We start from the raw sequence: 26,873 nt of genomic DNA, 5'->3' as shown, positions 1-26,873 counted from the left end.
TTTTTAGTGTAAACCTATTTCAGGATATGACAGTGAGCAGGCGCAGCCGAGTATGTGACGAATATATACCCTAATCATTAAAAATTAAACATTATTTCGTATTTTTGCGGACTGACACTAACAACACCATACTATGGAAGAAACATCACAAGGAGAGTTGCTTCTCTATCAAGATGAAAAGGGGGCAACCCAAATAGAAGTACGCCTTGAAAACGAAAACGTTTGGCTTACACAAGCACAGTTGGTAACCCTTTATCAATCTAGTAAAGCTAATGTAAGCGAGCATATTAAGCATATTTTTGAAGAAGGAGAATTAGAGGAAATGGCAGTTGTTCGGAAATTCCGAACAACTGCCGCTGATGGCAAAAATTATAACACAGCTTACTACAATCTCGATTTGATTATCTCTTTAGGCTATCGCATTAAGAGCCATATAGCTACTAAATTCAGAATTTGGGCTACCCAACGCATCAAAGAGTACATCATAAAAGGTTTTGTAATTGATGATAATCGTTTGAAACAAAATGCAGGGGGTAACTATTGGTACGAACTTTTAAATCGCATTCGCGATATTCGTTCTTCTGAAAAAGTATTGTATAGGCAAGTGCTCGATTTGTATGCCACTAGCGTAGATTATGACCCTCGCACCCCCGAATCTATCACATTCTTTAAAATTGTACAAAACAAATTGCACTATGCAGCACACGGGCATACCGCTGCAGAAGTAATCTATGAGCGTGCTGATAGCGATAAACCTTTTATGGGACTTACCGTTTTTGCAGGCGATCATCCTTCACTAAAAGAAGTAGTAATTGCTAAAAATTACCTCACCGAAGAAGAACTAAAAGTGCTTAACAATTTAGTTTCAGGATATTTTGATTTTGCCGAAATACAAGCAATGAAACGAAAAGCTATGTATATGGCAGATTATATCAAACAATTAGACAATATCTTATCGGCTACAGGAGAAAAAATACTACAAGATGCAGGGCGTGTAAGTCATCAAAAAGCTATTGAAAAAGCCACTACCGAATTTAAAAAATACCAAGTAAAAACCTTATCAATGGTAGAGGAGGACTATTTAAAAACCCTAAAATCTTTAGAAAAAAGAATTAATAATTAGCAATAGATGAAAATAATAAATAGCCTCTAAACATTATTTCGTATCTTTGCACACCACAATTTTGATACCTACAGAAAAATGGAAAATATCCAAGCCATAAAACAACGATTTAGCATCATCGGCAACGACCCCATGCTGAACCGCGCCATAGAAAAAGCTATACAAGTAGCCCCTACCGACATTTCCGTTCTCGTAACGGGCGAAAGTGGTGTAGGAAAAGAAAGTATCCCCCGCATCATACATACCCTATCCAACCGAAAACACGGAAGATACATCGCCGTAAACTGCGGTGCTATCCCCGAAGGAACGATAGATTCCGAACTCTTCGGGCACGAAAAAGGAGCTTTCACAGGAGCTACTGCCACCCGTAATGGCTATTTTGAAGAAGCCGATGGAGGCACTATCTTCCTCGATGAAGTAGGCGAACTACCCCTCACCACCCAAGTACGGCTCTTGCGCATCCTCGAAAATGGCGAATTTATGAAAGTAGGCTCTTCAGTAGTACAAAAAACCAACGTACGCATCGTAGCGGCTACCAACGTAAAAATGCAAGATGCTATCAAAAAAGGACAATTCCGCGAAGACCTCTATTACCGTCTCAGTACGGTTGAAATACACCTACCCCCCTTGCGCGAACGAAAAGACGATATTCACCTGCTGTTCCGCAAATTTGCTTCCGATTTTGCCAGCAAATACAAAATGCCCGCCATCAAGCTCACCCCCGATGCTGTATCCCTCCTCACCAACTACCGATGGAGCGGTAACATACGCCAGCTGCGCAACGTAGCCGAACAAATATCTGTATTAGAACAGCAACGAGACATCACAGCCCCCGTACTGCAAACCTACCTGCCCACCCCCACCAGCACTCTCCCCACCGTAATACCCCAAAATAATCGTAACGAAAACGACTTTAGCAACGAGCGAGAACTCCTCTATAAAGTCCTTTTTGATATGAAAAACGACCTCAACGACCTGAAAAAACTCACCCTTGAGCTCCTCAAAAACGGAAATTCAACCAAAGTGCAGGAAGATAACCAAACGCTTATACACCGCATCTATGGTAAAACTCCAGAAACCCCAGTCCCCACACATTATCCCGAAAATACCACACCCTATACCCTTATCCCTGTGAAAACCAATGAAAATACCACTATCCACCCCGTAGAAGATACTTATACTTACGAAGAAGCTACTGAAGAAGAACGCTTTTCGTTACAACAACAAGAAAAAGAAATGATTAAAAAAGCCTTAGAGCACAACGAAGGCAAAAGACGCGAAACTGCCAAAGAACTCGGCATTTCCGAGCGCACACTCTATCGCAAAATAAAACAATACAATTTAGACAATTAGCCTATTTGCTAATTGATTTATCAGCAAATTATTATGAAATCATACAAAATAGGCATCATAGGGCTTGGCTATGTAGGATTCCCCTTAGCCTGCCTCTTTGCCAAAAAATACCCCACCATAGGTTACGACCCACAAGAAAAACGCATAGCGCAGCTGCGCGAGGGAATAGATATCACCAATGAAATCGATACAGAGGTGATACAAGCACGCCTAAATACATACCTGCAATGCACTAATGACCCCAATGCACTGAAAGACTGCAATGTATATATCGTAGCAGTCCCCACACCCATAGACCTTTATCAGCAACCCGACCTTACGGCACTACGCAAAGCAAGCAAAACCGTAGGCACACTGCTCAAGCAAGGTGATATTGTTATCTATGAATCTACCGTCTACCCTGGGGTTACCGAAGAGGTATGCGTGCCTATATTAGAACAGACAGCAAAACTTACCTTCAATAGCGATTTTTTTGTAGGCTATTCACCCGAACGCGTAAACCCGTCCGACAAGCAGCACACAGTAGAAAACATCAAAAAAATAACCTCTGGCTCTACCCCTGCCATTGCTGCCGAAATAGATGCCCTCTACAACAGCGTTCTCACAGGAGGCACTTACCCTGCCGAGAGCATCAAAGTAGCCGAAGCTGCCAAAGTAATAGAAAATGCCCAACGCGATGTGAATATCGCCTTTATGAATGAAATTGCACAAATATGTAACCTCTTGAATATAGATACCCAATCGGTTATCAATGCTGCTGCCAGCAAATGGAACTTCCTGCCTTTTCGCCCAGGATTAGTAGGAGGACACTGCATAGGCGTAGACCCCTACTACCTCATACAAAAAGCCAAACTACACGGCTTATCACCACGCCTGATGATGGAAGCCCGAAAAACCAACGATAGTATGGGAGGGTATATAGTACATCAAATTGTAAATAAATTATGCACGCTTGGTATTAAGGTGAAAGACAGTAGGATACTTCTCTTAGGATTTACTTTTAAAGAAAATTGTCCCGATATTCGCAATACCAAAGTAATAGACTTATATCATAGTCTGGAAAGTTTTACACATAATATTACTATCTACGACCCTCACGCCAATGCAGAAACTGTACAAGAAGAATACGGCATCACCCTCATTACCGATATGAATAAGCTGCCCAAAAACAACGATGTTGCAGTACTATGCGTAGCCCATAACGAGATGTTATCTATAGATATTAATCAGTATATCAAGCCTGAAGGTATTATTTATGACGTAAAAGGAATACTACCCCTTAGCCCAAAAACTTATAGGCTATAAAACGACGAGGCGTGCAGTTTCACAACTACACGCCTCTTTTAGTATATAAATAATAGCGATTTCTGAAGAAATATTCCTCCTATTTTATTTAGAAAGATATTACATTCTTCAAGAAGAAGCTCAAAAACCGTGCCAATCTTTTTTTTAATCATTAACATTAATCATTGATATTTAAACATTATTTCGTATCTTTGCCCCCGAAAACAACTACACACTATGGCTCTGCTAAAATTGAATAAAAACGAACTTATCAACTACCAGCTCATCGGTATAGAAACCCCCTTGCCCGACTATAAGCTCGCCTATAAACTAAACCAAAAACTACATATTCAATTAGCAAAACATAAAGACTATGAACCTCTAATAGCTACAAACCACCAATACCACTCTTATTACACTTGGCAAGACCCTGCTACCGACCTAAAATGGCACTGCATAAGCAATAAAATGCTCATAGAAGGCACCCCCAACCAGCTATTCGGTATAGAATACCTCATAGATAAGTATAAAACAATAGATTATTTCTTAAAAATAGACACCCTCGATACCGACTTATGCAATGCTAACACCATAATGCAGCAACTAATGCCCCTAAAATGCAAAATTATAGACCCTAATAAACTGAATTTAAAACATAATTACATATTTCAAGAATGCTAAATAGTAAAAAAACCAAAATAGTAGCTACCTTAGGTCCTGCTACCGCTGACCCCGAAGTTATCAAAAATATGATGATTGCGGGAGTAAATGTATTCCGTATCAACTTCTCTCACGCCGACTATGACGATGTGCGAGAACGCATAGAGATGATACGCCGTATCAACCAAGAAAACGGCTTCCATACCGCTATCCTTGCCGACCTGCAAGGTCCTAAATTACGCGTAGGCGTAATGGAAGAAGGTACCGTAGTAACACCAGGAGATAAAGTTACTTTTGTAACAGGTGAACCTTTCGTAGGCAACAAAGAGCGCGCTTATATGAACTACGAAAAATTCCCTGCCGATGTACGCCCAGGAGAACGCATCTTGTTAGATGACGGTAAACTTATCTTCGAGGTATTATCATCAAACGGAGAAAACGAAGTAGAAGCTGTCGTAATACAAGGAGGTCCTTTCAGCTCTAAAAAAGGGGTAAACCTCCCCAATACCAAAGTATCACTACCTGCCCTTACCGAAAAAGATATACGCGATGCTCTATTTGCTATCACTCAAGAAGTAGATTGGTTTGCACTCTCATTTGTACGCCACCCCGAAGATATTCAAGACCTTAAAGACCTTATCGAGGAAAACGCAGGGCACAAAATACCTATTATTGCCAAAATTGAAAAACCAGAAGCTCTAAAAAATATAGATAAAATTATGGCAGCCTGCGATGGTATAATGGTAGCTCGTGGCGACCTTGGTGTAGAAATCCCTGCCGAAGAAGTACCTCTTATCCAAAAAGAGTTAGTACACAAAGCCAAAGCACACCATATACCTGTAATTATCGCTACCCAGATGATGGAATCGATGATAAACAGCCTAACCCCCACCCGTGCCGAAGTGAATGACGTAGGAAACTCTGTCCTTGACGGTGCCGATGCGGTAATGCTTTCGGGCGAAACTTCTGTGGGTAAATACCCTGTACAAGTAATAGAGCAAATGAGCCGCATTATTCGTAGTGTAGAAGATTCTGATATTATCAAAGTACCACTCGTTACTCCTTTTATACGCTCTTTGCGCTATATTACCAACACCATTTGCTTTCACGCAGCCAAAATGGCTAACGATACCAATGCCAAAGTGATAACCTCACTCACCAATAGTGGCTATGCAGCATTCCGCATCTCGTCATATCGCCCTAGCTCACATATTTTGATATTTACCTCTAATAAGCGATTACTCACCCAGCTAAACCTATTGTGGGGTGTAACCACTTTCTATTATGACCGCTTTGTCTCTACCGATGAAGTTATAGAAGATATCAACCACGTAGCCAATGAACAAGGCTATGTAGATATGGGCGACATAATGATCAACCTCGTATCAATGCCAATGCAAGGCAAAGGAATGGTAAATACCCTACGCGTTACCGAAATCGACTCTTGCGCCGTAAGTTTTGATAAGAAAAAACGATAAAGGTAATTATAAATTAATCAATAAGATAATAAATTAACACACAGAGGCTGTCCGAAAAGTTTTGTTTTGTGAAGGCGATTTGCCAATCGCCCCTACAATGTGAATAAAAGTGATTGATTATCAGAGCAATTAACTTTGTCAAACTTTCAAAGTTTGACAAAGAGTGTGGCGCAATCATACTTTTTAAAACTTTTCGGACAGTCCCTTTTAATGAATAAACTGTAAAAATGCAGTAGCATCACACTCCATTAGTAGCCAATTACCATTCACTCTCATAAAATAAAAATTAAAAGTATGAAAAACAGAGATTTAGGATTACTTATTTTGCGACTTACTATAGGCTTATTAATGATTCCACACGGGCTTCACAAGGTTATACATCCTATCGCCTTTCGTTTTATAAAAGAGACTGTAGAAGCCAAAGGGTTACCTATATTTATTGCTTATGGTGTATTTATAGGTGAGATTGTAGCCCCTTTATTAGTAGTATTAGGATATAGAGCACGTATTGCAGCCTTTGTGATGTTCCTCAATGGGTTAGTAACTCTTTATTTAGCCTATAGCAATAAGCTTATAGCACTCACTGAGTACGGTGATTGGTCACCAGAACTATCCGCCCTTTTCTTTTTAGGTGCATTGGCTCTATTCTTTACAGGAGCAGGCAAATACAGTCTTTCACATCGCAACACTTGGGACTAAAGCACTGCACTACACCCAAAACTCAAAAACAGCTGATAGCCAAAAAAATGCTATTGGTAGATTTAAATCATAAATAAAAAGTGTTACTTCCGTAATTTTCTCATCTACAAATTAGCTAATTAGCAAATTATTATTATCTTTGCCTGAGAAATTTAAAAAACAGCTAATATAATGAGCAGTACTAAACAACGAGAAGAATTACAAGCCGCTATTTGGAAGATAGCCAATGATGTACGTGGCGCTGTAGATGGTTGGGATTTTAAACAATTTGTATTGGGTACCCTTTTCTATCGTTTTATCAGCGAGAATTTTACTAATTTCATCGAAGGTGGTGATGAGAGTGTACAGTACGCCGAGCTGCCCGATGATACTATTACTCCTGAAATAAAAGACGATGCTACTAAAACTAAAGGCTATTTTATTTACCCGAGTCAGCTCTTTGTGAATATAGCCAAAAATGCAAATACCAATTCCAATCTCAATACCGATTTAGCAGCTATCTTCTCGGCTATTGAAAGTTCTGCCAATGGCTACCCTTCCGAAGCGGACATCAAAGGTCTTTTTGCCGACTTCGATACTACCTCCAACCGCCTTGGCAATACCGTTGAGGAAAAAAACAAACGACTTGCGGCGGTAATAAACGGAGTAGCAGGACTTAGTTTTGGCGATTTCGAAAACCACCAAATCGACCTCTTTGGCGATGCTTATGAGTTCCTCATCTCCAACTATGCTGCCAACGCAGGCAAATCGGGTGGGGAGTTTTTTACCCCTCAGAATGTATCAAAACTCATTGCGCAGTTGGCATTGTTGGGGCAATCTTCAGTAAACAAGATTTACGACCCTGCTTGTGGGTCGGGCTCTCTACTACTACAAGCTAAAAAACACTTCGATGACTACCAAATAGAAGAAGGCTTCTTTGGGCAGGAAATCAATCATACTACCTACAACTTGGCGCGTATGAATATGTTCTTGCACAATATCAACTACGACAAATTCAATATTGCCTTAGGCGATACCCTCATCAACCCTTGCTTTGGCGATGAAAAACCTTTTGATGCGATTGTTTCTAATCCACCTTATTCGGTGAACTGGATAGGCAGCGACGACCCTATCCTTATCAACGATGACCGTTTTGCACCCGCAGGTGTATTAGCTCCAAAATCTAAAGCCGACTTTGCCTTTGTATTGCATTCCCTCAGCTACCTTTCGGCTAAGGGGCGCGCCGCTATTGTGTGTTTCCCTGGTATCTTTTACCGTGGAGGTGCTGAGCAGAAAATCCGCAAATACCTCATCGACAACAATTATGTAGAAACCGTTATCGCCCTACCGCCCAACCTCTTCTACGGCACCAGCATTGCCGTAAATATATTGGTACTTTCCAAACACAAACCCGATACCCATACCCAATTTATAGATGCTAGTGGTGAGGAATTTTTTAAGAAAGAAACTAATAACAACGTACTTACTGATGACCATATAGCGCATATCGTTGGCATTTTTGCTGACAAAGAGGCGGTTCCTCACACCGCTGCGATGGTAGACAACCAGCAGATAGCCGAAAATGATTACAACCTATCTGTGAGTTCATACGTAGAGGCGAAGGACACCCGCGAGGTGATAGATATAAAGGTGCTAAATGCTGAAGTAGCGCAAACCGTAGTGCGGATTAATGAGCTGAGGGCGGATATAGAGGAGATTATTAGAGAAATAGAAAACTAATAGATAAATATGGAAGCACAAAAAGGAGAGATTATTCTTTATCAGCGTGAAGATGGTGCTGTACAGATAGATGTAAAGGTAGAAGACGAGACGGTGTGGCTTACACAACAATTGATGGCTGAGCTTTTTAACACTACTAAGCAAAATATCAGTTTACACATTCAGAATATATATGAAGAGGGTGAACTTTCAGCCGAAGCAACTGTCAAGAAAATCTTGACAGTTCAAAAAGAAGGTAACCGAGAAGTTAGGCGACAATTAGATTATTATAATTTAGATATGATTATCTCTGTTGGTTACCGGATAAAAAGTGTGATTGCTACTAAATTTCGCATTTGGGCTACTGAACGATTAAAAGAATACATTGTAAAAGGCTTTACGATGGATGATGAGCGACTAAAAGGCAATGGAGGCGGAAATTATTGGAAAGAACTCCTCAATAGAATACGAGATATCCGCTCAAGTGAAAAAGCTCTGTACCGCCAAGTGCTCGACTTGTATGCTACCAGTAGGGATTACGATCCTAAAAGTGAAATAACGCTTACTTTTTTTAAAATAGTACAAAACAAATTGCATTATGCCTGTAGCGAGCAAACATCGGCTGAACTGATCTATAGCAGAGCAGATAGTACTAAGGATTTTATGGGGCTTACGACTTTTAAAGGAGCTTTACCTACCCTGAATGAGGCTAAAATAGCGAAGAATTACCTCACAGAAGAAGAGTTATTCCGCTTAAACCGTCTTGTTTCTGCCTTCTTTGATTTGGCAGAGCTTAAAGCACAAACACAAAGCCCTATGTATATGCAAGACTGGGTAGATGAATTGGATAAGTTTTCAGCCAATTATGGTAAAGGAGTATTGAAAGGAGCAGGCACTGTTAGCCACGAACAGGCGGAGCAGAAAGCAATACAAGAATACCGAGCTTATGAAGCACGCACACTATCGCCTGTAGAACAATCTTATTTAGAGAGTTTAAAAGCATTAGAGAAAAACACAGCTAAGCTATTGAAAACAAAACATAAATAACAATGACACAAGAACCAAAAATATTCCCTTATATAGAACGCCTCCTACAAGGTACTGAAGTGGTGTGGAAACCTTGTAAGAAATATACTAATAAAGGAATGAATATAAGAAAAAGATATCAATAAAAATCAAAAATCATATTAATAGATTGAATAAGCAAGATAGAAATATAAGAACTTGGAAAAATAAAGAGGGAAATCTTTGTTTCAGTTATGATATGCAAGACTCTATGGAGAATCCAGCAATAGTCATTATAATATTATTGGTTTTCATAGGAATTATACTATTTGAATACTTATATTTTAATAGTTATTATTCTCTGATTATATTACCCTTTCTATACTCCATCATCTTTGTATATTGGACTTTTTATCCATTAAAATATAATGAAAAAATAGAAGAATATATGATGGATAAGAATGTTACTTTACGATTACATAATGATGTAAGAAAGTTAGGAAAAGATATTTATGAAAAAAGACGTAAATTTTATAAGGAAACAAAAGGCACTTATGGAGTTGTGACAGGCACTTATATGTTAGTACTATTATCAAATAATGACATCTTAGAGTATGAATTAAAATATCATGCATCTAAAGATAATCAAAAAAGTACCTATTGTGAGTTTATAAAAACACCTCAAAAATGTTCAAATTCTAATCGTAAAAAAGTTATAGAAATAAAAAGTTTTATAAACTGGCTGTCTAGTACTAAAATAACTGAAAGAGCAAAACTTTTAATTATTATATTTGGAATTCTGATTATAGGACTCTTAATGATTTTTCTTGGTTCATTTCTATATGCAAAATTAGGAATTACAAAATGTATATATTTCTTTATAATATATCTTGTTACTTATTTGTTGTTTAAAGGTATTATTCACTATAAAAAAAATAAGATACTAACTATTATTGATAATATTCTTTCTTTCCCTTATCTATTAATTGTTGTTATAGAGCCAACATTCACTATCCTTTATAGTTACTTATTCTTAATACTCTTTTCTATTATACCTTCAATGTTAATAGTATTATCTTTAATTTTTTTGTTTTCTATAAATCTTTCAATAGAAACATCTGTCTTTATTACACTCTCTTTAGCTTCTATCATAGGAACTTATGGAGAAAAATACATACAATGGATAATAAAAGAATTTAGCCCATTAAAGAATTGGGGAAATCATAAGTATGAAGAGTTTCAAGAAGAATTAGCTTTGTATGTTATTGAAAAAAACAATATAATCTTTTTTATTTATTTTATTTATCTATTATATTTATTTATTTCTAACTTTATACAGATACAGTATAACAGACCTTTGATAACAGTTGCTATTGATAATGCAGTGCTAAAGAGTTTTCTTATTTTTATTGCTTTTTCAAATATGATTAATAAATCAAATCAAGTTGATATAGAAGCAAAAACTCTGTTAAATAAAATAATAAAATTGATAACATCACACTACAAAAATTAAAAAGGAAGTAGATGTTTATATAAAAACACTATTGTAAGCTTACGTGAAGACAATTATACCAGAAAACAATGACACAAGAACTAAAAATATTCCCTTATATAGCCCTCCTCCTGCAAGGTGCTCAACTACAATACAAGCAATATTAAAAAATTAATGGATAAATATGGAAGCACAAAAAGGAGAGGTTATTCTTTATCAGCGTGAAGATAGTGCTGTACAGATAGATGTAAGGGTAGAGGGAGAGACAGTGTGGCTTACACAAGAACTAAAAATATTCCGTGTCAATTCCCCTCTCTATGGAAGGAGCTGTTTTAGAAATAGATGTAAATAGATAGTATTATAGAAATTTTTGGCACGAGCTGCAAGCTCGCGCCAGCATGGGTAGAAAACAATACCAGTATTATAGGGAGAAATTATTGTCGTTTTCTAAGGAATAAAAATTATTAAGCAAGTTTTGCCCCTTGTTAAGCAAGGAAGAAATGTAATTATAACTCACTGAAAATCAATAGTAAAATTTAAATAAGCAAGTTTTAGCCTTAAATAAGCAAGTTTTTTATACCAATAAGCAAGGAAAAATTATGAATAAGCCAGTATCAAAAATTAATAGTATTATTACCAAGCAATACTTAGAAAAACAGCTTGAAAACCAATATTTTGAAAGGAAAGGCTTAGGAGAGAAGGATACGAAACCTACCAAAATTGCGGAAGAGCTCATTGGTATGCTCAATGCTGATGGAGGGGTATTAGCTTTTGGAATAAGTGATAAAGGAGAAATACAAGACCTCAACACTATTGCTGACAAATTGGATGACTATAGAAAACTAGTCTTTGATTTTATTATTCCTCCTTGTAATATTGTATTAGAAGAAGTATTTATAGATGGAAAACTAATCTTTCTCTTTCATGTAGAACAAGATGTAGAGCGTATATATTGTCGTAAAGATAATGAAAAATTTTTTCTAAGAATAGCCGACAGTAACAGGGAACTAAACCAAGAGCAGATAAAAAAACTTGAATATGATAAAAATATTCGACGCTTCGAAGATGAGGTTATTCCTGACTTTGATACTGATGACTTAGACCAAGAATTATTAGCTGCCTACAAGGCAAAAGTGAATTTTTCTGGTGAGATATATGATTTGCTTTACAAACGAAATCTATTAGCTAAAAAAGAAGGGAAATTTCAATTTAAAAAATCGGCAATACTTTTGTTTTCTACTTCGCCTGAGCGTTATATTCCGTCAGCCTCAGTACGCTATGTACGTTATGAAGGTACAGAGGCAAAAGTGGGTAGTGAGCACAATGTAGTGAAAGACCAACGTTTTGAAAACAATATCCCAAGACTTATTGATGACCTTACCTATTTTTTACGTACCTCATTGCGAGATTATTATTTTTTAGATGTTACTATAGGAAAATTCAGAAAAGTACCTGAATACCCCGAAGAGGCTTGGCTTGAAGGGGTGGTCAATGCTCTTTGCCACCGTTCCTATAATCTACAGGGCAATGAAATTTATATCAAACATTTTGATGACCGACTTGAGATTAGTAATAGTGGTCCTCTCCCTGCACAAGTTACGATTGAAAATATAAAAACAGAACGTTTTGCTCGAAATCCACGTATAGCAAGAGTGTTAGAAGACTTAGGGTATGTTCGTCAGCTCAATGAGGGAGTATCACGTATTTATCAATCTATGGAAAAGTCATTGCTTGCCCAACCAGAGTATAGAGAGCAGAATAACAATGTATATCTCACTTTGCGCAATAGGGTAAGTGCTCACGAGAAAACGATTTCAAAAGCACTAATGAATGCTATTGAAGAGAAGTGGAATGAATATAATGAAACCCAAAAAGCTATTTTACTCTATTTATTCAGAAAAGGCTCTGCTGTACTTTCTGATTTGCTACAATATACAAAGATTAATCAAAATTCTGTACGCTCTTATCTAAATGCATTTATCGCTCAAAACATTATAGAACGACATAGTGAAAAACAGCGTGATGTGAATGCAAAATATACCTTCAAGAAAGAATAAGCAAGTTTTGCCCCTTGCTAAGCAAGGAAGAAATGTAATTATAACTCACTGAAAATCAATAGTAAAATTTAAATAAGCAAGTTTTACCCCTAAATAAGCAAGTTTTTAACAATGACCTACAACACTATTACTAAAACACAAAACTACATCAGACGACAAACCAACTATCATAGCCGCTTTTGTAGAGAAATACAAAGGTGTAGGGGGTGAGTTGTAATTTTCTCATCTACATTAGCTAATTAGCAAATTATTACTACTTTTGCCTGAGAAATTAAAAAATATCTATGTCTGAAAAACATCATTACAAGGGGCTTACCGAGGCGCAAGTCCTTGAAAATAGAAAAAAATACGGCGACAATACTCTTACTGCTGCCGAAAAAGAATCGCTGTGGAAGCAGTTTATTGAAAAATTTACCGACCCTATCATTATCATTCTATTGGTAGCGTTGGTATTTTCTTTTGCCGTTTCCACCTATGAGTTTATCGTTCATCACGAGGGTATTCACGCTTTCTTAGAGCCTGTGGGTATCCTTTTTGCTGTGCTTTTGGCTACGGGGGTGGCTTTTTACTTCGAGGTAAAAGCTAATAAACAATTTGAAATCCTCAATCAGGTAAATGACGATATTTACTACAAAGTTATTCGCAACGAACGGGTAACGCAAGTGCTTAAAAAAGACATTGTTGTAGGCGATATTATCCTTCTCGAAACCGGTGAAGAAGTCCCTGCCGATGGTGAACTGTTGGAGGCTATATCGTTGCATATCAACGAGTCGACACTTACAGGAGAGCCGATGGTGCACAAAACGACAAACCCTGAAGAATTTGAGCAAGAAGCTACCTATCCTTCCAACTACATCTGTCGAGGCACTTCTATTGTAGACGGGCATTGTGTGTTTGAGGTGAAAAAAGTAGGCGATGCTACCGAATACGGCAAGGTGTTTGAAGGCGTACAAATAGACAACTCGGTAAAAACACCTTTGAATGAGCAGTTAGACAATTTAGCCGACTTGATTACCAAAATAAGCTATGCCATCGCCGCTTTAGTAGTTGTGGGCAGGTTTATTGTTTTCTTCTCCAATCCCGCCAATACCATTGAGCATATAGACTGGGTACTCTTTGGCGGCTATATGCTCAATACCGTGATGATTGCCATTACCGTAGTGGTAGTTGCTGTGCCAGAAGGGCTTCCGATGAGTGTAACCCTTAGTTTGGCTTATAGTATGCGCCGTATGATGGCTACCAACAACCTTGTGCGCAAGATGCACGCCTGCGAAACAATGGGGGCAACCACCGTTATTTGTACCGACAAAACGGGTACGCTCACCCAAAACCAAATGACCATCTATGAAACCTACTTCAATCCCGCTACCGATGATACATTAGTAGCCGAAATGATGGCAGTCAATTCCACCGCTTATTTAGATTTTACTGATAAAGACAAGCCGAATGTCTTAGGAAATCCTACTGAAGGCGCCCTATTGCTTTGGTTGTATGGCAAAGGTATTAATTACTTGCCTATACGCGAGGAAAATGAAGTGCTTCAGCAACTTACGTTTTCTACAGAACGCAAGTATATGGCTACCTTAGTACAGTCGGTAGTTTTGGGCAAGAGCGTATTGTACGTAAAAGGAGCCCCCGAAATAGTAATGACCTTCTGCCATAGTGCAGGCAAGTTCAATTCTCAAATTTCGCAAGCCGACTTTGAGGCGAAACTCCTACAATATCAGCAGCAAGCGATGCGCACCATTGGCTTTGCATACAAGGTGATTGATGACCCCAAGGCAGTGATTTCCGAGAATGGCAAGCTGGTAGTAGAAGGCTTGCAGTTTGTAGGTATTACCGCTATTTCCGACCCTGTTCGTCCTGATGTGCCAGCCGCTATCAAAGAATGTATGGGCGCAGGCATACAAGTGAAAATCGTTACAGGCGATACCCCAGGTACAGCCAAAGAAATAGCACGACAAATAGGACTTTGGGACGACACTTGCACCGATATCAATCACATCACAGGCGCAGAATTTGCCGCAATGAGCGATACCGACCTCTCTAAACGCATCACACACCTACGCGTCATTTCGCGTGCTCGTCCGTTAGATAAAGCCCGCTTGGTAAATCTCCTACAACAGCGGGGCGAAGTAGTAGCCGTAACAGGCGATGGCACCAACGATGCTCCAGCCCTAAAAGCAGCCCAAGTGGGGCTCTCGATGGGTGATGGTACTTCGGTAGCCAAAGAAGCTAGCGACATTACTATCTTAGACAACTCTTTCAGCAGTATTGGCAAAGCCGTAATGTGGGGACGCTCGTTGTACCTTAACATTCAGCGTTTTATCCTCTTCCAGATGACCATCAACGTGGCAGCTTGTATCATTGTACTTTTTGGAGCGTTTTTGGGGGTACAATCGCCGCTTACCGTTACACAAATGCTATGGGTGAATTTGATAATGGATACTTTTGCCGCTTTGGCATTAGCTTCATTACCACCAAGTGAGCGCGTGATGAGTGATAAACCTCGCTCGCGCAGGGCTAATATCATCAGTAGAACAATGGCAGACGGCATTTTTGGCGTTGGCGGACTTTTCGTATTGTTGCTCTTCGGCTTTATACAATACTTTAAGAATGAGGAAATTACCAGCCTCACCCAGTTCAGCGTGATAGATTATTTCGCCCATTTCTTCCATTTCGGAAGTTTTGAGAGCGGATTGTCAGCCTATGAATTATCGCTATTCTTCTCAATCTTCGTGATGTTACAGTTTTGGAATATGTTCAATGCCAAAGCCTATCGCACAGGCAAGAGCGCTTTTGCAGGCATAGGCAATAGCAAAGGCTTTGTAATGATAGCCTTAGCCATTATAGTAGGGCAGCTATTGATTACCACCTTTGGAGGAGCAATGTTTAGCGTAACCCCTTTAAAAATAACTGATTGGCTCATTATTATAGGAGCCACCAGCACCGTCCTTTGGGTAGGCGAAGCCCTCCGAATGATAGTGCGTAAATAGTTATATTTAATCGTTATTTAAGAGGCTGTCCGGAAAGTTTAGTTTAAACTTTTAAGGACAGCCTTTCTTTTTTTCATTTTATTCCTGTGAGATACTTATTTTCTAAAATTATGACTTATAGACATTTGTAGGTTGGTAATTATTTTGTACTTTTGCATTGATTCAAAATAATAACGTATGATAGATTACTATAAAACATTAGAGGTTAGCAAAACAGCTACTCAAGATGAAATCAAAAAAGCATATCGGAAGTTGGCGCGCAAATATCACCCAGATATGAACCCCAACGATAAGAATGCCGAACAAAAATTTAAAGAAATTAACGAGGCAAACGAAGTGCTTTCTGATCCCGAAAACCGTGCTAAATATGATAAATATGGCGAACATTGGCAACACGGCGAAGAGTATGAAAGAGCCCAACAACAAGCGCAAGGTGGTTTTGGAGGCTTTGCACAAGGCGACTTTCAGGAAGGTGATTATTCCGATTTCTTCCGCGATATGTTTGGCGGTCGTGCAGAAGGCTTCGGGCGTGGGTATGGTAGTGCAGCACGCAAGTTTAAAGGACAAGATATTTATGCCGATATGCAACTCTCTTTGCGGGAAGTCGCTGTTAGCCAACAACGTACTTTTTCGGTAAACGGTCAGAATATACGCATTACAGTACCAGCAGGAGTATATGAAGGGCTACAAATAAAGCTAAAAGGACACGGGCATCAGGGGTATAACGGAGGTCCTAACGGCGATTTGTACATTACCTTCCACATAGCCCCCGATAGTCAGTTTGAGCGCGATGGGAATGACCTAAAAACCACAGTGAATATAGACCTTTATACAGCTGTACTCGGTGGCGAAGTGCAGATTGAAACCCTTAGCGGCAAGGTGAAAATGAAAGTAGCACCCGAAACCCAAAACGGCACTACGGTACGTTTAAAAGGTAAAGGTATGCCCATTTACAAGCAAGAAGGTGCTTTTGGTGATTTATTCGTTCATTACAACGTTACGCTACCCCAAAATCTCACCGATAAACAAAAGGCATTATTTGAACAACTTAAAAATTCATAGTTATGGAAGAAAGAATATCAAAAGAAGAAATAATCCGTTTGTACAATATAGAAGTTTCATTTTTTAACGACCTCGTATCAAGCGGACTTATACAAACGGAGGTAATTAATAACACTACTTATTTGCACTATGACCAGCTTTCTGCCTTCGAGCGTTTTACGAACTGGCATTATGACTTAGAGGTAAATATGGCTGGCTTAGAAATTATTCATCATTTGCTTGAACAAATAGAAGCTCTTAAGCGTTAATTTTTTTGTATACCCTCAGCGAAGGTTTAGCGAAGGATGAGCGAAGGATGAGCGAAGAATAAAAGCCTGTGCGGCTCGCACCGAAGGAAAGTCGGCGAGCTGGCGCAACCGAGTATGTGAAGCCTATGCGGCTCACACTTGTATATTAAACATTATTTTGTATCTTTGCATTATGAAAAAATATTTAATAGCCTGTCTCGGCAATATAGGCGAAGAATACGCACTCACGCGTCATAATATAGGATTTTTAGTAGCCGATAAATTAGCTAAAGACCATAACGCTACTTTCACCACCCAAAAATTAGGCGACCTTGCCGAAATAAAGGTGAAGGGGCGTACTTTTATACTCTTAAAACCTTCCACTTATATGAATCTCAGTGGCAAGGCGGTACGCTATTGGATGGAAAAAGAAAATATTCCTTTAGAAAATTTATTGGTGATATGCGATGATTTGAATATTGCTTTCGGTACATTGCGCCTGAAAGGCAAAGGTAGTGATGGCGGACATAATGGGCTAAAAGATATTCAGGCTCAGCTAAATACCACCAATTATGCAAGGTTGCGCTTTGGTATCAGCAGCAATTTTGAGCAGGGGAAGCAAATAAACTATGTGCTGGGTGAATGGACTGACGAAGAGAAGTTAGCTTTGCCCGAACGCATAGAAAAATGCGCCGAAGCCGTAATTTCCTACGGCTTAGCAGGTCTCGCCATTACAATGAATACCTTTAATAATAAGTAGCTATTAACAACTCATAACTAAATAATTAACTAAACAATGTACACACACCACATTCTCTTAGTACTTCACCTTATAGCAGCCACCATTTGGGTGGGAGGGCACTTAGTATTGGCTATAGGCTATTTGCCTAAAGCCCTAAAACACCGTGATTTTAGCTATATTGGCAATTTTGAACGCACCTACGAGCCCATCGGTATGCCCTCACTGTTGGTATTGGTCATCACAGGCATACTAATGGCGTATGATTTTGGAGCTACTGCCACCACGTGGTTCCATTTTCAGTATCCTGTAGAGCGCGTTGTATCGCTGAAATTGTTGTGTTTGCTCACCAGTGTGTGCTTTGCTATTTCGGCACAAACGCGCGTACTCCCCAAGCTCCGCAAAGGGCACATAGAAAAGTTGCCCGAAATGGCAGTACATATCATTTGCGTAACCCTTTTGGGCGTAACAATGGTATTACTCGGCAGCTTAGTACGCATCGGCGGACTATAATTGCCATACCGACTGCACCTAAAAACTAACAACTAAACATTGTGATTGAACAAATAAATTTAAACTACGAAAAAGTAGTGCTCGTTGGGATTATCAACCAGCAGCAAACCGAAGAAAAATCTAAAGAATACTTAGATGAGTTGGAGTTCCTCACCTACACCGCAGGAGGTGAGGTGCTGAAGCGTTTTACCCAAAAATTGGACGTTCCCAATCCTAAAACCTTTATAGGGACAGGTAAAATGGAGGAAGTGCAGCAGTACGTTGAAGAAAACGAAGTAGGCACTGTCATTTTTGATGACGAGCTTACACCAGCCCAACAGAAAAACATAGAGCACATACTCAAAGTAAAAATATTAGACCGTACAGGGCTCATTTTGGATATTTTCGCACAGCGTGCCCAAACCAGCTATTCGCGTACGCAGGTGGAACTCGCACAATATGAATACCTTTTGCCACGCCTTACAGGACTTTGGACGCACTTAGAACGCCAGCGTGGGGGGATAGGGATGCGCGGTCCTGGGGAAACCGAAATAGAAACCGACCGCCGTATTGTGCGCGATCGTATCGCCTTGCTGAAAAAGAAACTCAGCGCTATTGATAAACAGATGGCTACCCAGCGCAGCAACCGCGGGGCATTGGTACGTGTAGCCCTTATTGGTTATACCAATGTGGGCAAATCTACTTTGATGAACGTAATTAGCAAAAGTGATGTGTTTGCCGAAAACAAACTCTTTGCTACCTTAGATACTACCGTGCGCAAAGTAGTGATTGAAAACCTCCCTTTTTTGCTTTCGGATACAGTAGGCTTTATACGCAAACTGCCTACCCAGCTCATTGAGTCGTTTAAAAGTACCCTTGATGAAGTGCGCGAAGCCGACTTGCTGCTGCACGTGGTAGATATATCGCACCCCAACTTTGAAGATCATATACATTCGGTGAACCAGATATTGGCTGAAATAGAGAGTGCCAACAAGCCTACCATTATGGTTTTCAATAAAATAGATGCCTACACTCACGAAGTAATAGCCGAAGACGATTTAGCAACCCAGCGCACCGCCAAGCATTTCACCCTCGAAGACTGGAAAAATACGTGGATGCAGAAAATGGGGCGTGATGTTCTCTTTATTTCGGCACTCAATAAGGAAAACTTAGAGGAGTTCCGCAAAGTGGTGTATGAAAAAGTGAAGGAAATACATATCACCCGCTTCCCCTACAACAATTTTTTATATGATATAGATGAAATTAGCTCTTAGCTTAAAAATCTTTACTCGTTAGATTGGGGTATTGACCAACGACTAATAACTAAAACCTAGCGTACGACTAAAAATGGTAGAAATAGGAAATATAAATTTGGGGGAGTTTCCCGTCTTGCTTGCCCCTATGGAGGATGTAAGCGACCCTCCTTTTCGCCGTCTCTGCAAGCAGCACGGGGCTGATATGCTTTACAGTGAGTTTATCTCTTCCGAAGGATTGATACGCGATGCTATAAAAAGCAGGCAGAAATTAGATATTTTTGATTATGAGCGTCCTGTAGGGATACAAATTTTTGGAGGTGATGAAGAGGCTATGGCTCTTTCGGCAAAAATAGTAGCAACGGTCAATCCCGACCTTGTGGATATCAACTTTGGTTGCCCTGTGAAAAAGGTAGTTAGCAAAGGGGCTGGTGCTGGGGTACTGAAAGATATCGACCTGATGGTGCGGCTTACCAAAGCGGTGGTGAATAGCACTTCGCTGCCTGTAACTGTAAAAACGCGTTTAGGTTGGGACGAACAGAGCATCAATATTGAAGAGGTGGCTGAACGGCTGCAAGATGTAGGGATTAGTGCCCTTACAATACACGCCCGCACCCGTAGCCAGATGTACAAAGGTCATTCGGACTGGAGTTATATTGCAAAAGTGAAAAACAACCAGCGTATAGTGATACCCATTTTTGGCAATGGAGATATTGATAGTGCTGAAAAAGCGTTGGAATACCGCAATAAATATGGTGTAGATGGAATAATGATAGGGCGAGCTGCCATTGGCTATCCGTGGATATTTGAAGAAATAAAACATTATTTTGCTACGGGGCAACTGCTACCCCCCCCCACTATGGCAGATAGGGTAGAGGCAGTGCGCAATCATTTGCTATGGTCGGTGGAGTGGAAAGGCGAGCGGCAAGGAGTGTTGGAGATGCGTAGGCATTATGCGAACTATTTCAAAGGAATACCAAATTTTAAGCCTTATCGCCAGCAATTAGTAACCTTAGATAGCGTAGAAGAGATTCTAAAAGTTTTGAATTTTGAATTGCCCGTAACAAATGACAAATGACAAAAAAACTAACGACTAACGGCTAAAAACTAACAACTAAATTTGTATAAATATAGAATTTTCAATAAAAAATTGGAATATCATATTATATTGTATATTGAGCATATTTTTTAATGATTATTAAAGAATATGCTTTTTTATTGAATATATTTTAATAAAGAAAGGTTTTTAAGACAAAGTTTTATATGTTTATAATAGTTACACATATAAAAAATAAAATAAAAAGTTTTGATTAGAAGAATATATTTTCTACTTTTGCGCGGTAATTAAATATTTTTAGAAGATGAAAATAAGTAAGCAGAGCAAAGTATGGTTTGCGCTATTGTTGGCAATGATAGTGCAAAGTGTCTCGCTAGCGCAAGAGCGAGAGGTTAAAGGAACAGTAAAAGACGAGTCCGGACTTCCTATGAGTGTGGTTACGATTCTTGTGAAAGGAACGAGCCACGGTGTAGCTACCGATATGGATGGTAACTACACCATTAAAGTGCCTGATGATAAGGCTGTATTGGTGTTTTCGCAGTTGGGTATGAAAACTGTAGAGAAAATAGTAGGAAAAGCACGTCGTATAGATGTGGTATTGCTTGAGCAAGCACAAGAATTAGGCGAGGTGGTAGTAACGGGTGTTGGTACTGCTACTGATAAACGCAAGGTGGCTATCTCGGTAGATGCCGTTTCTGAAAATAGTTTGAAACGTACCCCTGTAAAAGGGATTGACGATGCACTTAGCGGAAAAATTGCTGGGGCACAAATACAATCAACTTCAGGACAACCAGGGCAACAAGCTAATATCATCTTGCGTGGTATTAACTCGTTGAGCAGTACGCAACCTATGGTGATAGTAGATGGAGTAGAAGTAAACGTGAGCAATTACGCTATGGGAGCTTCAGGAAGTAGTGGGGTTTCCTCTCGTTTAGCCGACTTAGACCTCTCTAATGTAGAACGCGTAGAGGTAATACAAGGTGCTGCTGCTGCGACTATCTATGGAGCACAAGGGGCTAATGGAGTAATACAAATATTTACTAAAAAAGGGAAAAAAGGACAACGTACAGAAGTATCCTATAATTCTACTTTGAGTGTAGATAATGCTTTAACAGGGAATCTTTCGTTTGCTAAAAATCACTATTATAAAACAGATGCAGAGGGTTATATAGTAGACGGTAATAATACCCGTATTGCTGTAGATCCTACAACAGGCTATTGGACAATGCCTGACCCTACTGTAGGTTCAGAGACAGTAAACTCTAAACCTTATAAAGAAAAAACTTATGACCACTTAAAGCAGTACTATAAAACAGCTTATACATATCAGCATTCTGTAAATGTTACAGGATCTTCAGGGAATATAGACTATGCTATAGGGGGGACGTTATTAGACCAAACGAGCCCTGTGAACGGATCTTATAACAAGAAAAATATAACAGCCAATATAGGTGTTGAAATATTTAAAGGCTTTACACTTCGTTCAAATACTCAGATAATAAAGAGTGAAAATACTACAGGGGGTGTAAATGGTAGAAGCTCAATACTTTCGGGTATAGGTACTGTTTTGGGAACTCCTGCTTATGTAGATTTAGGCTATAAAGATGCATTGGGCAACCCTATTGTGAATTATAATGAAAGTGTAGATGGTGTATTTCCTTTCTATACCTATAAATTTCGTACTAGCAGCGTAGAAACCAATCGTGTGTTGGAAAATATTAATGCTAATTACAAGCTCACTAAAAATATAGATTTGGATTATAAATATGGTTATGACCATACGCGTTATGATGATATTGATTTTATCAAAAATCAAGAAAGAACTAATAGTCCTAATAAAGCGATAGCCCCTCACACTGGGAAGATTACGGAACGCCTTATACGTCATACACTTCAGAACTCGTTGCTAAGTGCGTTCTTGCGTTTTGATTTTCAAAGAGATTTTAAACTAAAATTGCCTATCAACTCTACAACACAGTTGGCTTATGACTGGCGTAGGGAGGATTATCGCAGTGTAACAGGGGTAGGAGAAGGTTATGGTGAAGAACCTCCTTTTACCTTATCGTCAGCTAATTCATCTACTTCATCAGAAAGAATACAAGAGTTTGTAACTTTCGGTTACTTAGTAAATCAAAAATTTGATTATGCTAATCTGTTAGGATTTTCAGTAGGGGTACGTTCAGATTATTCATCGGCTTTTGGTGCGGGTGGAAAACCTTTTACTTTCCCTCGTGCTGATGCATACTTCCGTATTTCTGATTTATTAGGCTACGAAAAACTTACAGAATTAAAACTACGTGGGGCTTATGGTGAAGCAGGGATACAACCCGATGCTTACGACCGACTCATTACCCTTAAAAACCAAAAATTTAGCAGCCAAGGTTATCTTTATTTGAATTCTTCTTCTAGCAACCCCGATTTGGAAGTGCAAAAGAGTAAAGAGACTGAATTTGGTTTGGATTATGGGGTTCGTTTAGAAAGAGAATGGTTCCATCGTATTAGTGGTAATGTAGTGTATTGGAAACGCCAATCATTAGGTACTATCTATAATGTACAAACAGCACCTTCTACTGGGGCTGAAGAAGTTAAAACAAATGCGATAGACCTATCAAGCAACGGATTACAAGCTTCGTTAGATATTAACTTGCTTAGCAAAGACAATGTAGAATGGAATTTTGGGGCTCGCTTTAGCAAAGGGGAAACTGTAGTAGATAGGATTTCTAACGGCAAACGTATAGTTGTAGGAGTACAAGGAGGTGGACAATCAGCTCTTGAGGAAGGGGAGCGAGTAGGGACTTTCTTTGGTTATCGTCCTTTGTCATCACTCACACAAACTAAATCATCAGGGGAACGCTATATAGCTGATAGCGAATTGAATAAATATGAGGTAGTGAATGGTATGGTAGTAAATAAAGTTACTAAAGCTGTGCAATTTGCTACAGAACAAGAAAAAATAGGTGATGCTACGCCTGATTTTACAATGTCATTCTTTAGTGATGTAACCTTGTATAAGCGCCTTACATTAGCATTACAAGTGGATTGGACAAAAGGTGGTGACATTTATAACGGAACAAGACAACGTATGTATTTGGCTAAAACACATGGCGACTTAGATAAATCTATTACAATTAATAACAAAGCAGGAGCTTATGTGAATTACTATAATAGTTTGTACAATATAGGGCAAGCAACTTCATATTTTGTAGAAGATGGTTCATATGTAAGACTTCGCAGTGTGTCATTGAGCTATGATGCTACCGATGTACTAAAAGATAGCTTTGTAAAAGGTCTAACGCTTACAGCTTCTGTAAGAAACTTGCTTACATTTACTGATTATTCAGGATTAGACCCTGAAGCGGTGGGTATATCGCTTAATGAGCCTCTTTATAGAGGGGTAGATTTATATACCTTCCCTAATATGCGTACTGTTACTTTAGGTGTAAATCTTAAATTCTAACTTATAAATAGAAAAACAATGAAAAAGATATATATAATTGCTTTTGTAGCCTTATTATTGGGCTCTTGCAGCAAGGAATCACTGAAACTGTACAATCCGAACGAATCGGGTTCTGAGAGTATAAAAACGGAAGCAGGAATGCAGAAATTTGCATTGGGTGTATACCACCCTATGCGTACTGCCTATTACGCTTGGCTATCACTCACACTTCATAACTTGATGGGTGATGCTACTACAGCACACGCTGGTAACTTTAGTTTTTGGCATTCAAACTCAATATATTCTATTACACGCCCTAATGGAACTGTGCTTTCTACCCCTTTTGGTAAAACACAAATAGAAGTACTAAAAAGTAGAAATACACGTGAACAAGGAATAGAAAATGCGTTTCATAACGAATGGGTAGCGATGTATGGCACTATAGGGCACTGCAATATGGCACTAAAAACTCTTGATGCCAATGAGGTAACTTTTAAAGACAATGCTGAAGTTAAAAAGAAAGCTTACAAAGTGTGGTTTTTGTGGTGGAAAGGCTTTGCTTACTCTCGTATTGGATCTCTTTACACTAAAGGGGTAATTACTAATGAGTACAACTCGCTTAACACCTATCATTCGCACGAGGAAATAATTACTGAGGCAAATAGGGTATTTGCAGAAGCTAAAGCTATATTGGCAACAATTAATGAAAGTGATGCTGCTTATCAAGAAGTGATAGGAAGTATTATCCCTTCGCAGTTTAAAGTAGGAAAAGGAGGCGTAGTTACTCCGCAAATGTTTATCCGCAATATCAATACTTATATGGCGCGTAACCTTTTGGTGAATAAATATGCTGCAAACCTTACCGCTGCAGATCTTACTGAAATACAAAACTTGGCTAACGCAGGAATACAACAATCTGACAAAATATTCACTATGCGTTCGGTAGCTAATGATAACGTGTGCTTTGTAGGTGGAACAGGCTGGTCGCCTTATCGTTTAGTAACAGGTATTTGGGAGCACTTATCAGAGCGTTTAGTACAAGACTTTAAACCAGGTGATAATCGTTTTACTCGTAATGTTGAAAGTCGTCCTTTACTATTTAATCCACGCGACCGTGGCTTTGGTATAGGTACTCGCTATATAGCTAAAGATGGTGGTGATTATGCAAGTTCTACTGCGGGTACTGTAGAACTGCCTTTTGCAGGTAGCTATGAAGAAAACCAATTGATGCTTGCTGAAGTAAAAATTAGAAATAATGATATAGAAGGCGGTTTGGCACATATAGATGCGGTACGTACTTACCAAAATGCACAATTGGCTGCCGTTGCAGGTACAGGGCTTAATCAGGTGCAAGCACTTGAAGAGCTTCGCAAGGAACGCCGCATCGGGTTGTTCCAAAAAGGTACAGCTTTTTACGATGCACGCCGTTGGGGTATCTTAAAGCCTGTATCACAAGGTGGTGGACGTAGAAATGCTAATGTAGTAGTAGAAGCTAATGGTACTGTAGAACCTTGTACTATTGATTATCAATATATAGAATGGTTTGATGTGCCTGCTGCTGAAACAGATTTTAATAAAATCTAAAAATTAGTTTAGTAAATATATAAACTTTGCCAAAGGTTGTGCAACAGCTTTTGGCAAAGTTTTGTTTTTCACAAATTCTGAGATTCATAAATAATTACTATCTTTGCCCGCTGAATGGCTTGAACTAACTATGAATGAAAAACGTGATATAAGAGCGCTTAGTAAAGAGGAACTGCGTATTTTTTTTAAAAATAAAGGAGACCAAGCTTTTCGTGGTAATCAGGTGTACGAATGGTTGTGGCAAAAGGGGGTGCATAGCTTTGAGGCGATGACGAGCTTGCCCAAAGCTACCCGTGAAATGCTGGAAGCGGAGTTTGTAATCAACCATATAAAGGTGGATGTGATGCAACGCAGCGATGATGGTACTATAAAAAACGCTGTACGCTTGCACGATGGGCTGCTGGTAGAATCGGTGTTGATACCTACCGATACGCGCACTACAGCTTGTGTATCGAGCCAAGTGGGCTGTAGCTTGAACTGTTCGTTTTGTGCTACGGCGCGCCTTAAGCGTATGCGTAACTTGCTGGCTGATGAAATTTATGACCAAGTGCGTGTGATTGATGAGCAAAGTAGGGCTTTTTTTGGCAGACCGCTTACCAATATCGTCTTTATGGGTATGGGCGAACCGCTGATGAATTATAACAACGTGCTGAAGGCAATTGATAAAATTACTTCGGCTGATGGGCTTGGAATGTCGCCAAAACGCATTACGGTTTCTACTTCGGGGGTACCCAAATTGATAAAAAAAATGGCAGATGATCAGGTAAAGTTTAAATTGGCAGTATCTTTGCATTCAGCTATCAAAAGTGTTCGTACTAGCATAATGCCTTTCAATGAGCAGTTTCCGCTGGAAGAGCTTCGTGAGGCTTTGCAGTATTGGTATCAGAAAACGCGCAACCGCATTACTTATGAATATGTGGTGTGGAAGGGCATTAACGACCAGCGCAAAGATGTAGAGGCACTTATAAAATTCTGTAAATTTGCTCCTTCTAAGGTAAACCTCATAGAATATAACCCTATTGATGACGGTGATTTTCAGCAAGCAGCACCAGAGGCTTTGCAGCTTTACCAACAGCTTCTTGAGGAGGCAGGCATTACGGTAACGGTGCGGCACTCACGCGGCAAGGATATAGATGCCGCTTGTGGTCAGTTGGCAAATAAAGGACAAAATAAATAAC

General features: G+C 39.2%; 22 protein-coding genes. All 22 read left to right on the top strand.

Going from position 1 to position 26,873, the window contains the following annotated elements; genetic code table 11:
- Window positions 1-133: 133 nt before the first annotated feature.
- The 22 genes from HMPREF9075_RS06500 (at window position 134) to rlmN (ending at window position 26,872) form a co-directional block, all read left to right on the top strand.
- Window positions 134-1,123 carry a virulence RhuM family protein gene (locus HMPREF9075_RS06500; protein ID WP_009415710.1) on the top strand — a complete coding sequence of 330 codons (990 nt, stop codon included), beginning with the start codon at window positions 134-136 and terminating at the stop codon, window positions 1,121-1,123.
- Window positions 1,124-1,201: 78 nt separating this feature from the next.
- A complete protein-coding gene (locus HMPREF9075_RS06495) occupies window positions 1,202-2,476 on the top strand; it encodes a sigma-54-dependent Fis family transcriptional regulator (protein WP_009415709.1) in 1,275 nt (424 codons plus the stop codon).
- A gap of 33 nt (window positions 2,477-2,509) precedes the next feature.
- A complete protein-coding gene (locus tag HMPREF9075_RS06490) occupies window positions 2,510-3,781 on the top strand; it encodes a nucleotide sugar dehydrogenase (RefSeq protein WP_009415708.1) in 1,272 nt (423 codons plus the stop codon).
- Between the two features lie 216 nt (window positions 3,782-3,997).
- Entirely contained in the window at window positions 3,998-4,441 is a 444-nt protein-coding gene (locus tag HMPREF9075_RS06485; protein ID WP_009415706.1) for an IPExxxVDY family protein, read from the top strand.
- Window positions 4,435-5,898 carry a pyruvate kinase gene (gene pyk / locus HMPREF9075_RS06480; RefSeq protein ID WP_009415705.1) on the top strand — a complete coding sequence of 488 codons (1,464 nt, stop codon included), beginning with the start codon at window positions 4,435-4,437 and terminating at the stop codon, window positions 5,896-5,898. The genes HMPREF9075_RS06485 and pyk overlap by 7 nt, the downstream gene beginning before the upstream one ends.
- Before the next feature lie 294 nt (window positions 5,899-6,192).
- On the top strand, window positions 6,193-6,597 hold the full coding sequence (locus tag HMPREF9075_RS06475) for a DoxX family protein (protein WP_009415704.1): 405 nt from the start codon (window positions 6,193-6,195) through the stop codon (window positions 6,595-6,597).
- Between the two features lie 171 nt (window positions 6,598-6,768).
- Window positions 6,769-8,316 carry a type I restriction-modification system subunit M gene (locus tag HMPREF9075_RS06470; protein ID WP_009415703.1) on the top strand — a complete coding sequence of 516 codons (1,548 nt, stop codon included), beginning with the start codon at window positions 6,769-6,771 and terminating at the stop codon, window positions 8,314-8,316.
- A gap of 9 nt (window positions 8,317-8,325) precedes the next feature.
- Window positions 8,326-9,342: a virulence RhuM family protein gene (locus HMPREF9075_RS06465; RefSeq protein WP_009415702.1), complete on the top strand. Its 1,017-nt coding sequence runs from the start codon at window positions 8,326-8,328 to the stop codon at window positions 9,340-9,342.
- A gap of 2 nt (window positions 9,343-9,344) precedes the next feature.
- Window positions 9,345-9,467, top strand: coding sequence for a hypothetical protein (locus HMPREF9075_RS14015; RefSeq protein WP_009415701.1), 123 nt, complete (start codon window positions 9,345-9,347; stop codon window positions 9,465-9,467).
- 23 nt (window positions 9,468-9,490) lie between these two features.
- Window positions 9,491-10,813, top strand: coding sequence for a hypothetical protein (locus HMPREF9075_RS06460; protein WP_009415700.1), 1,323 nt, complete (start codon window positions 9,491-9,493; stop codon window positions 10,811-10,813).
- A 163-nt stretch (window positions 10,814-10,976) separates the two neighbouring features.
- Window positions 10,977-11,144: a hypothetical protein gene (locus HMPREF9075_RS13855; protein WP_009415699.1), complete on the top strand. Its 168-nt coding sequence runs from the start codon at window positions 10,977-10,979 to the stop codon at window positions 11,142-11,144.
- 247 nt (window positions 11,145-11,391) lie between these two features.
- Window positions 11,392-12,849 (top strand): ATP-binding protein, encoded by a 1,458-nt coding sequence (locus HMPREF9075_RS06455; protein ID WP_009415698.1) that lies wholly within the window; start codon window positions 11,392-11,394, stop codon window positions 12,847-12,849.
- 284 nt (window positions 12,850-13,133) lie between these two features.
- A complete protein-coding gene (locus HMPREF9075_RS06450; protein WP_009415697.1) occupies window positions 13,134-15,845 on the top strand; it encodes a calcium-translocating P-type ATPase, PMCA-type in 2,712 nt (903 codons plus the stop codon).
- Window positions 15,846-16,022: 177 nt separating this feature from the next.
- Window positions 16,023-16,907 (top strand): DnaJ C-terminal domain-containing protein, encoded by an 885-nt coding sequence (locus HMPREF9075_RS06445; protein ID WP_009415696.1) that lies wholly within the window; start codon window positions 16,023-16,025, stop codon window positions 16,905-16,907.
- Between the two features lie 2 nt (window positions 16,908-16,909).
- Entirely contained in the window at window positions 16,910-17,155 is a 246-nt protein-coding gene (locus HMPREF9075_RS06440) for a chaperone modulator CbpM (protein WP_009415695.1), read from the top strand.
- Between the two features lie 172 nt (window positions 17,156-17,327).
- Window positions 17,328-17,894: an aminoacyl-tRNA hydrolase gene (gene pth, locus HMPREF9075_RS06435; RefSeq protein ID WP_009415693.1), complete on the top strand. Its 567-nt coding sequence runs from the start codon at window positions 17,328-17,330 to the stop codon at window positions 17,892-17,894.
- A gap of 36 nt (window positions 17,895-17,930) precedes the next feature.
- The gene (locus HMPREF9075_RS06430) at window positions 17,931-18,386 is read left to right on the top strand and encodes a hypothetical protein (protein ID WP_009415692.1); all 456 of its coding nucleotides are present in this window, start codon (window positions 17,931-17,933) and stop codon (window positions 18,384-18,386) included.
- A 41-nt stretch (window positions 18,387-18,427) separates the two neighbouring features.
- Window positions 18,428-19,639, top strand: coding sequence for a GTPase HflX (gene hflX / locus HMPREF9075_RS06425; RefSeq protein ID WP_009415691.1), 1,212 nt, complete (start codon window positions 18,428-18,430; stop codon window positions 19,637-19,639).
- Between the two features lie 73 nt (window positions 19,640-19,712).
- Window positions 19,713-20,696, top strand: a complete 984-nt coding sequence (gene dusB, locus HMPREF9075_RS06420) for a tRNA dihydrouridine synthase DusB (RefSeq protein WP_009415690.1) — start codon at window positions 19,713-19,715, stop codon at window positions 20,694-20,696.
- Window positions 20,697-20,979: 283 nt separating this feature from the next.
- On the top strand, window positions 20,980-24,132 hold the full coding sequence (locus HMPREF9075_RS06415) for a SusC/RagA family TonB-linked outer membrane protein (RefSeq protein ID WP_009415689.1): 3,153 nt from the start codon (window positions 20,980-20,982) through the stop codon (window positions 24,130-24,132).
- A gap of 18 nt (window positions 24,133-24,150) precedes the next feature.
- The gene (locus HMPREF9075_RS06410; RefSeq protein ID WP_009415688.1) at window positions 24,151-25,695 is read left to right on the top strand and encodes a RagB/SusD family nutrient uptake outer membrane protein; all 1,545 of its coding nucleotides are present in this window, start codon (window positions 24,151-24,153) and stop codon (window positions 25,693-25,695) included.
- A gap of 130 nt (window positions 25,696-25,825) precedes the next feature.
- Window positions 25,826-26,872: a 23S rRNA (adenine(2503)-C(2))-methyltransferase RlmN gene (gene rlmN, locus HMPREF9075_RS06405; RefSeq protein WP_034557077.1), complete on the top strand. Its 1,047-nt coding sequence runs from the start codon at window positions 25,826-25,828 to the stop codon at window positions 26,870-26,872.
- Window position 26,873 lies beyond the last annotated feature (1 nt).

The organism is Capnocytophaga sp. oral taxon 332 str. F0381 (assembly GCF_000318275.2).
GTDB lineage: Bacteria > Bacteroidota > Bacteroidia > Flavobacteriales > Flavobacteriaceae > Capnocytophaga > Capnocytophaga bilenii.
Note: the sequence above shows the minus strand (reverse complement) of the source record. Positions and strands in the feature narration are given on the sequence as shown.

Bases quoted from the DNA above. Each gene is read 5' to 3' on its own strand.
- HMPREF9075_RS06470 (WP_009415703.1), top strand. From the start codon at position 6,769: ATGAGCAGTACTAAACAACGAGAAGAATTACAAGCCGCTATTTGGAAG.
- HMPREF9075_RS06465 (WP_009415702.1), top strand. From the start codon at position 8,326: ATGGAAGCACAAAAAGGAGAGATTATTCTTTATCAGCGTGAAGATGGT.
- pth (WP_009415693.1), top strand. From the start codon at position 17,328: ATGAAAAAATATTTAATAGCCTGTCTCGGCAATATAGGCGAAGAATAC.
- HMPREF9075_RS06440 (WP_009415695.1), top strand. From the start codon at position 16,910: ATGGAAGAAAGAATATCAAAAGAAGAAATAATCCGTTTGTACAATATA.
- HMPREF9075_RS14015 (WP_009415701.1), top strand. From the start codon at position 9,345: ATGACACAAGAACCAAAAATATTCCCTTATATAGAACGCCTCCTACAA.
- HMPREF9075_RS06445 (WP_009415696.1), top strand. From the start codon at position 16,023: ATGATAGATTACTATAAAACATTAGAGGTTAGCAAAACAGCTACTCAA.
- HMPREF9075_RS06430 (WP_009415692.1), top strand. From the start codon at position 17,931: ATGTACACACACCACATTCTCTTAGTACTTCACCTTATAGCAGCCACC.
- dusB (WP_009415690.1), top strand. From the start codon at position 19,713: ATGGTAGAAATAGGAAATATAAATTTGGGGGAGTTTCCCGTCTTGCTT.
- HMPREF9075_RS06485 (WP_009415706.1), top strand. From the start codon at position 3,998: ATGGCTCTGCTAAAATTGAATAAAAACGAACTTATCAACTACCAGCTC.
- HMPREF9075_RS06475 (WP_009415704.1), top strand. From the start codon at position 6,193: ATGAAAAACAGAGATTTAGGATTACTTATTTTGCGACTTACTATAGGC.
- pyk (WP_009415705.1), top strand. From the start codon at position 4,435: ATGCTAAATAGTAAAAAAACCAAAATAGTAGCTACCTTAGGTCCTGCT.
- HMPREF9075_RS13855 (WP_009415699.1), top strand. From the start codon at position 10,977: ATGGAAGCACAAAAAGGAGAGGTTATTCTTTATCAGCGTGAAGATAGT.
- HMPREF9075_RS06490 (WP_009415708.1), top strand. From the start codon at position 2,510: ATGAAATCATACAAAATAGGCATCATAGGGCTTGGCTATGTAGGATTC.
- rlmN (WP_034557077.1), top strand. From the start codon at position 25,826: ATGAATGAAAAACGTGATATAAGAGCGCTTAGTAAAGAGGAACTGCGT.
- HMPREF9075_RS06455 (WP_009415698.1), top strand. From the start codon at position 11,392: ATGAATAAGCCAGTATCAAAAATTAATAGTATTATTACCAAGCAATAC.
- HMPREF9075_RS06415 (WP_009415689.1), top strand. From the start codon at position 20,980: ATGAAAATAAGTAAGCAGAGCAAAGTATGGTTTGCGCTATTGTTGGCA.
- HMPREF9075_RS06450 (WP_009415697.1), top strand. From the start codon at position 13,134: ATGTCTGAAAAACATCATTACAAGGGGCTTACCGAGGCGCAAGTCCTT.
- HMPREF9075_RS06410 (WP_009415688.1), top strand. From the start codon at position 24,151: ATGAAAAAGATATATATAATTGCTTTTGTAGCCTTATTATTGGGCTCT.
- HMPREF9075_RS06500 (WP_009415710.1), top strand. From the start codon at position 134: ATGGAAGAAACATCACAAGGAGAGTTGCTTCTCTATCAAGATGAAAAG.
- HMPREF9075_RS06495 (WP_009415709.1), top strand. From the start codon at position 1,202: ATGGAAAATATCCAAGCCATAAAACAACGATTTAGCATCATCGGCAAC.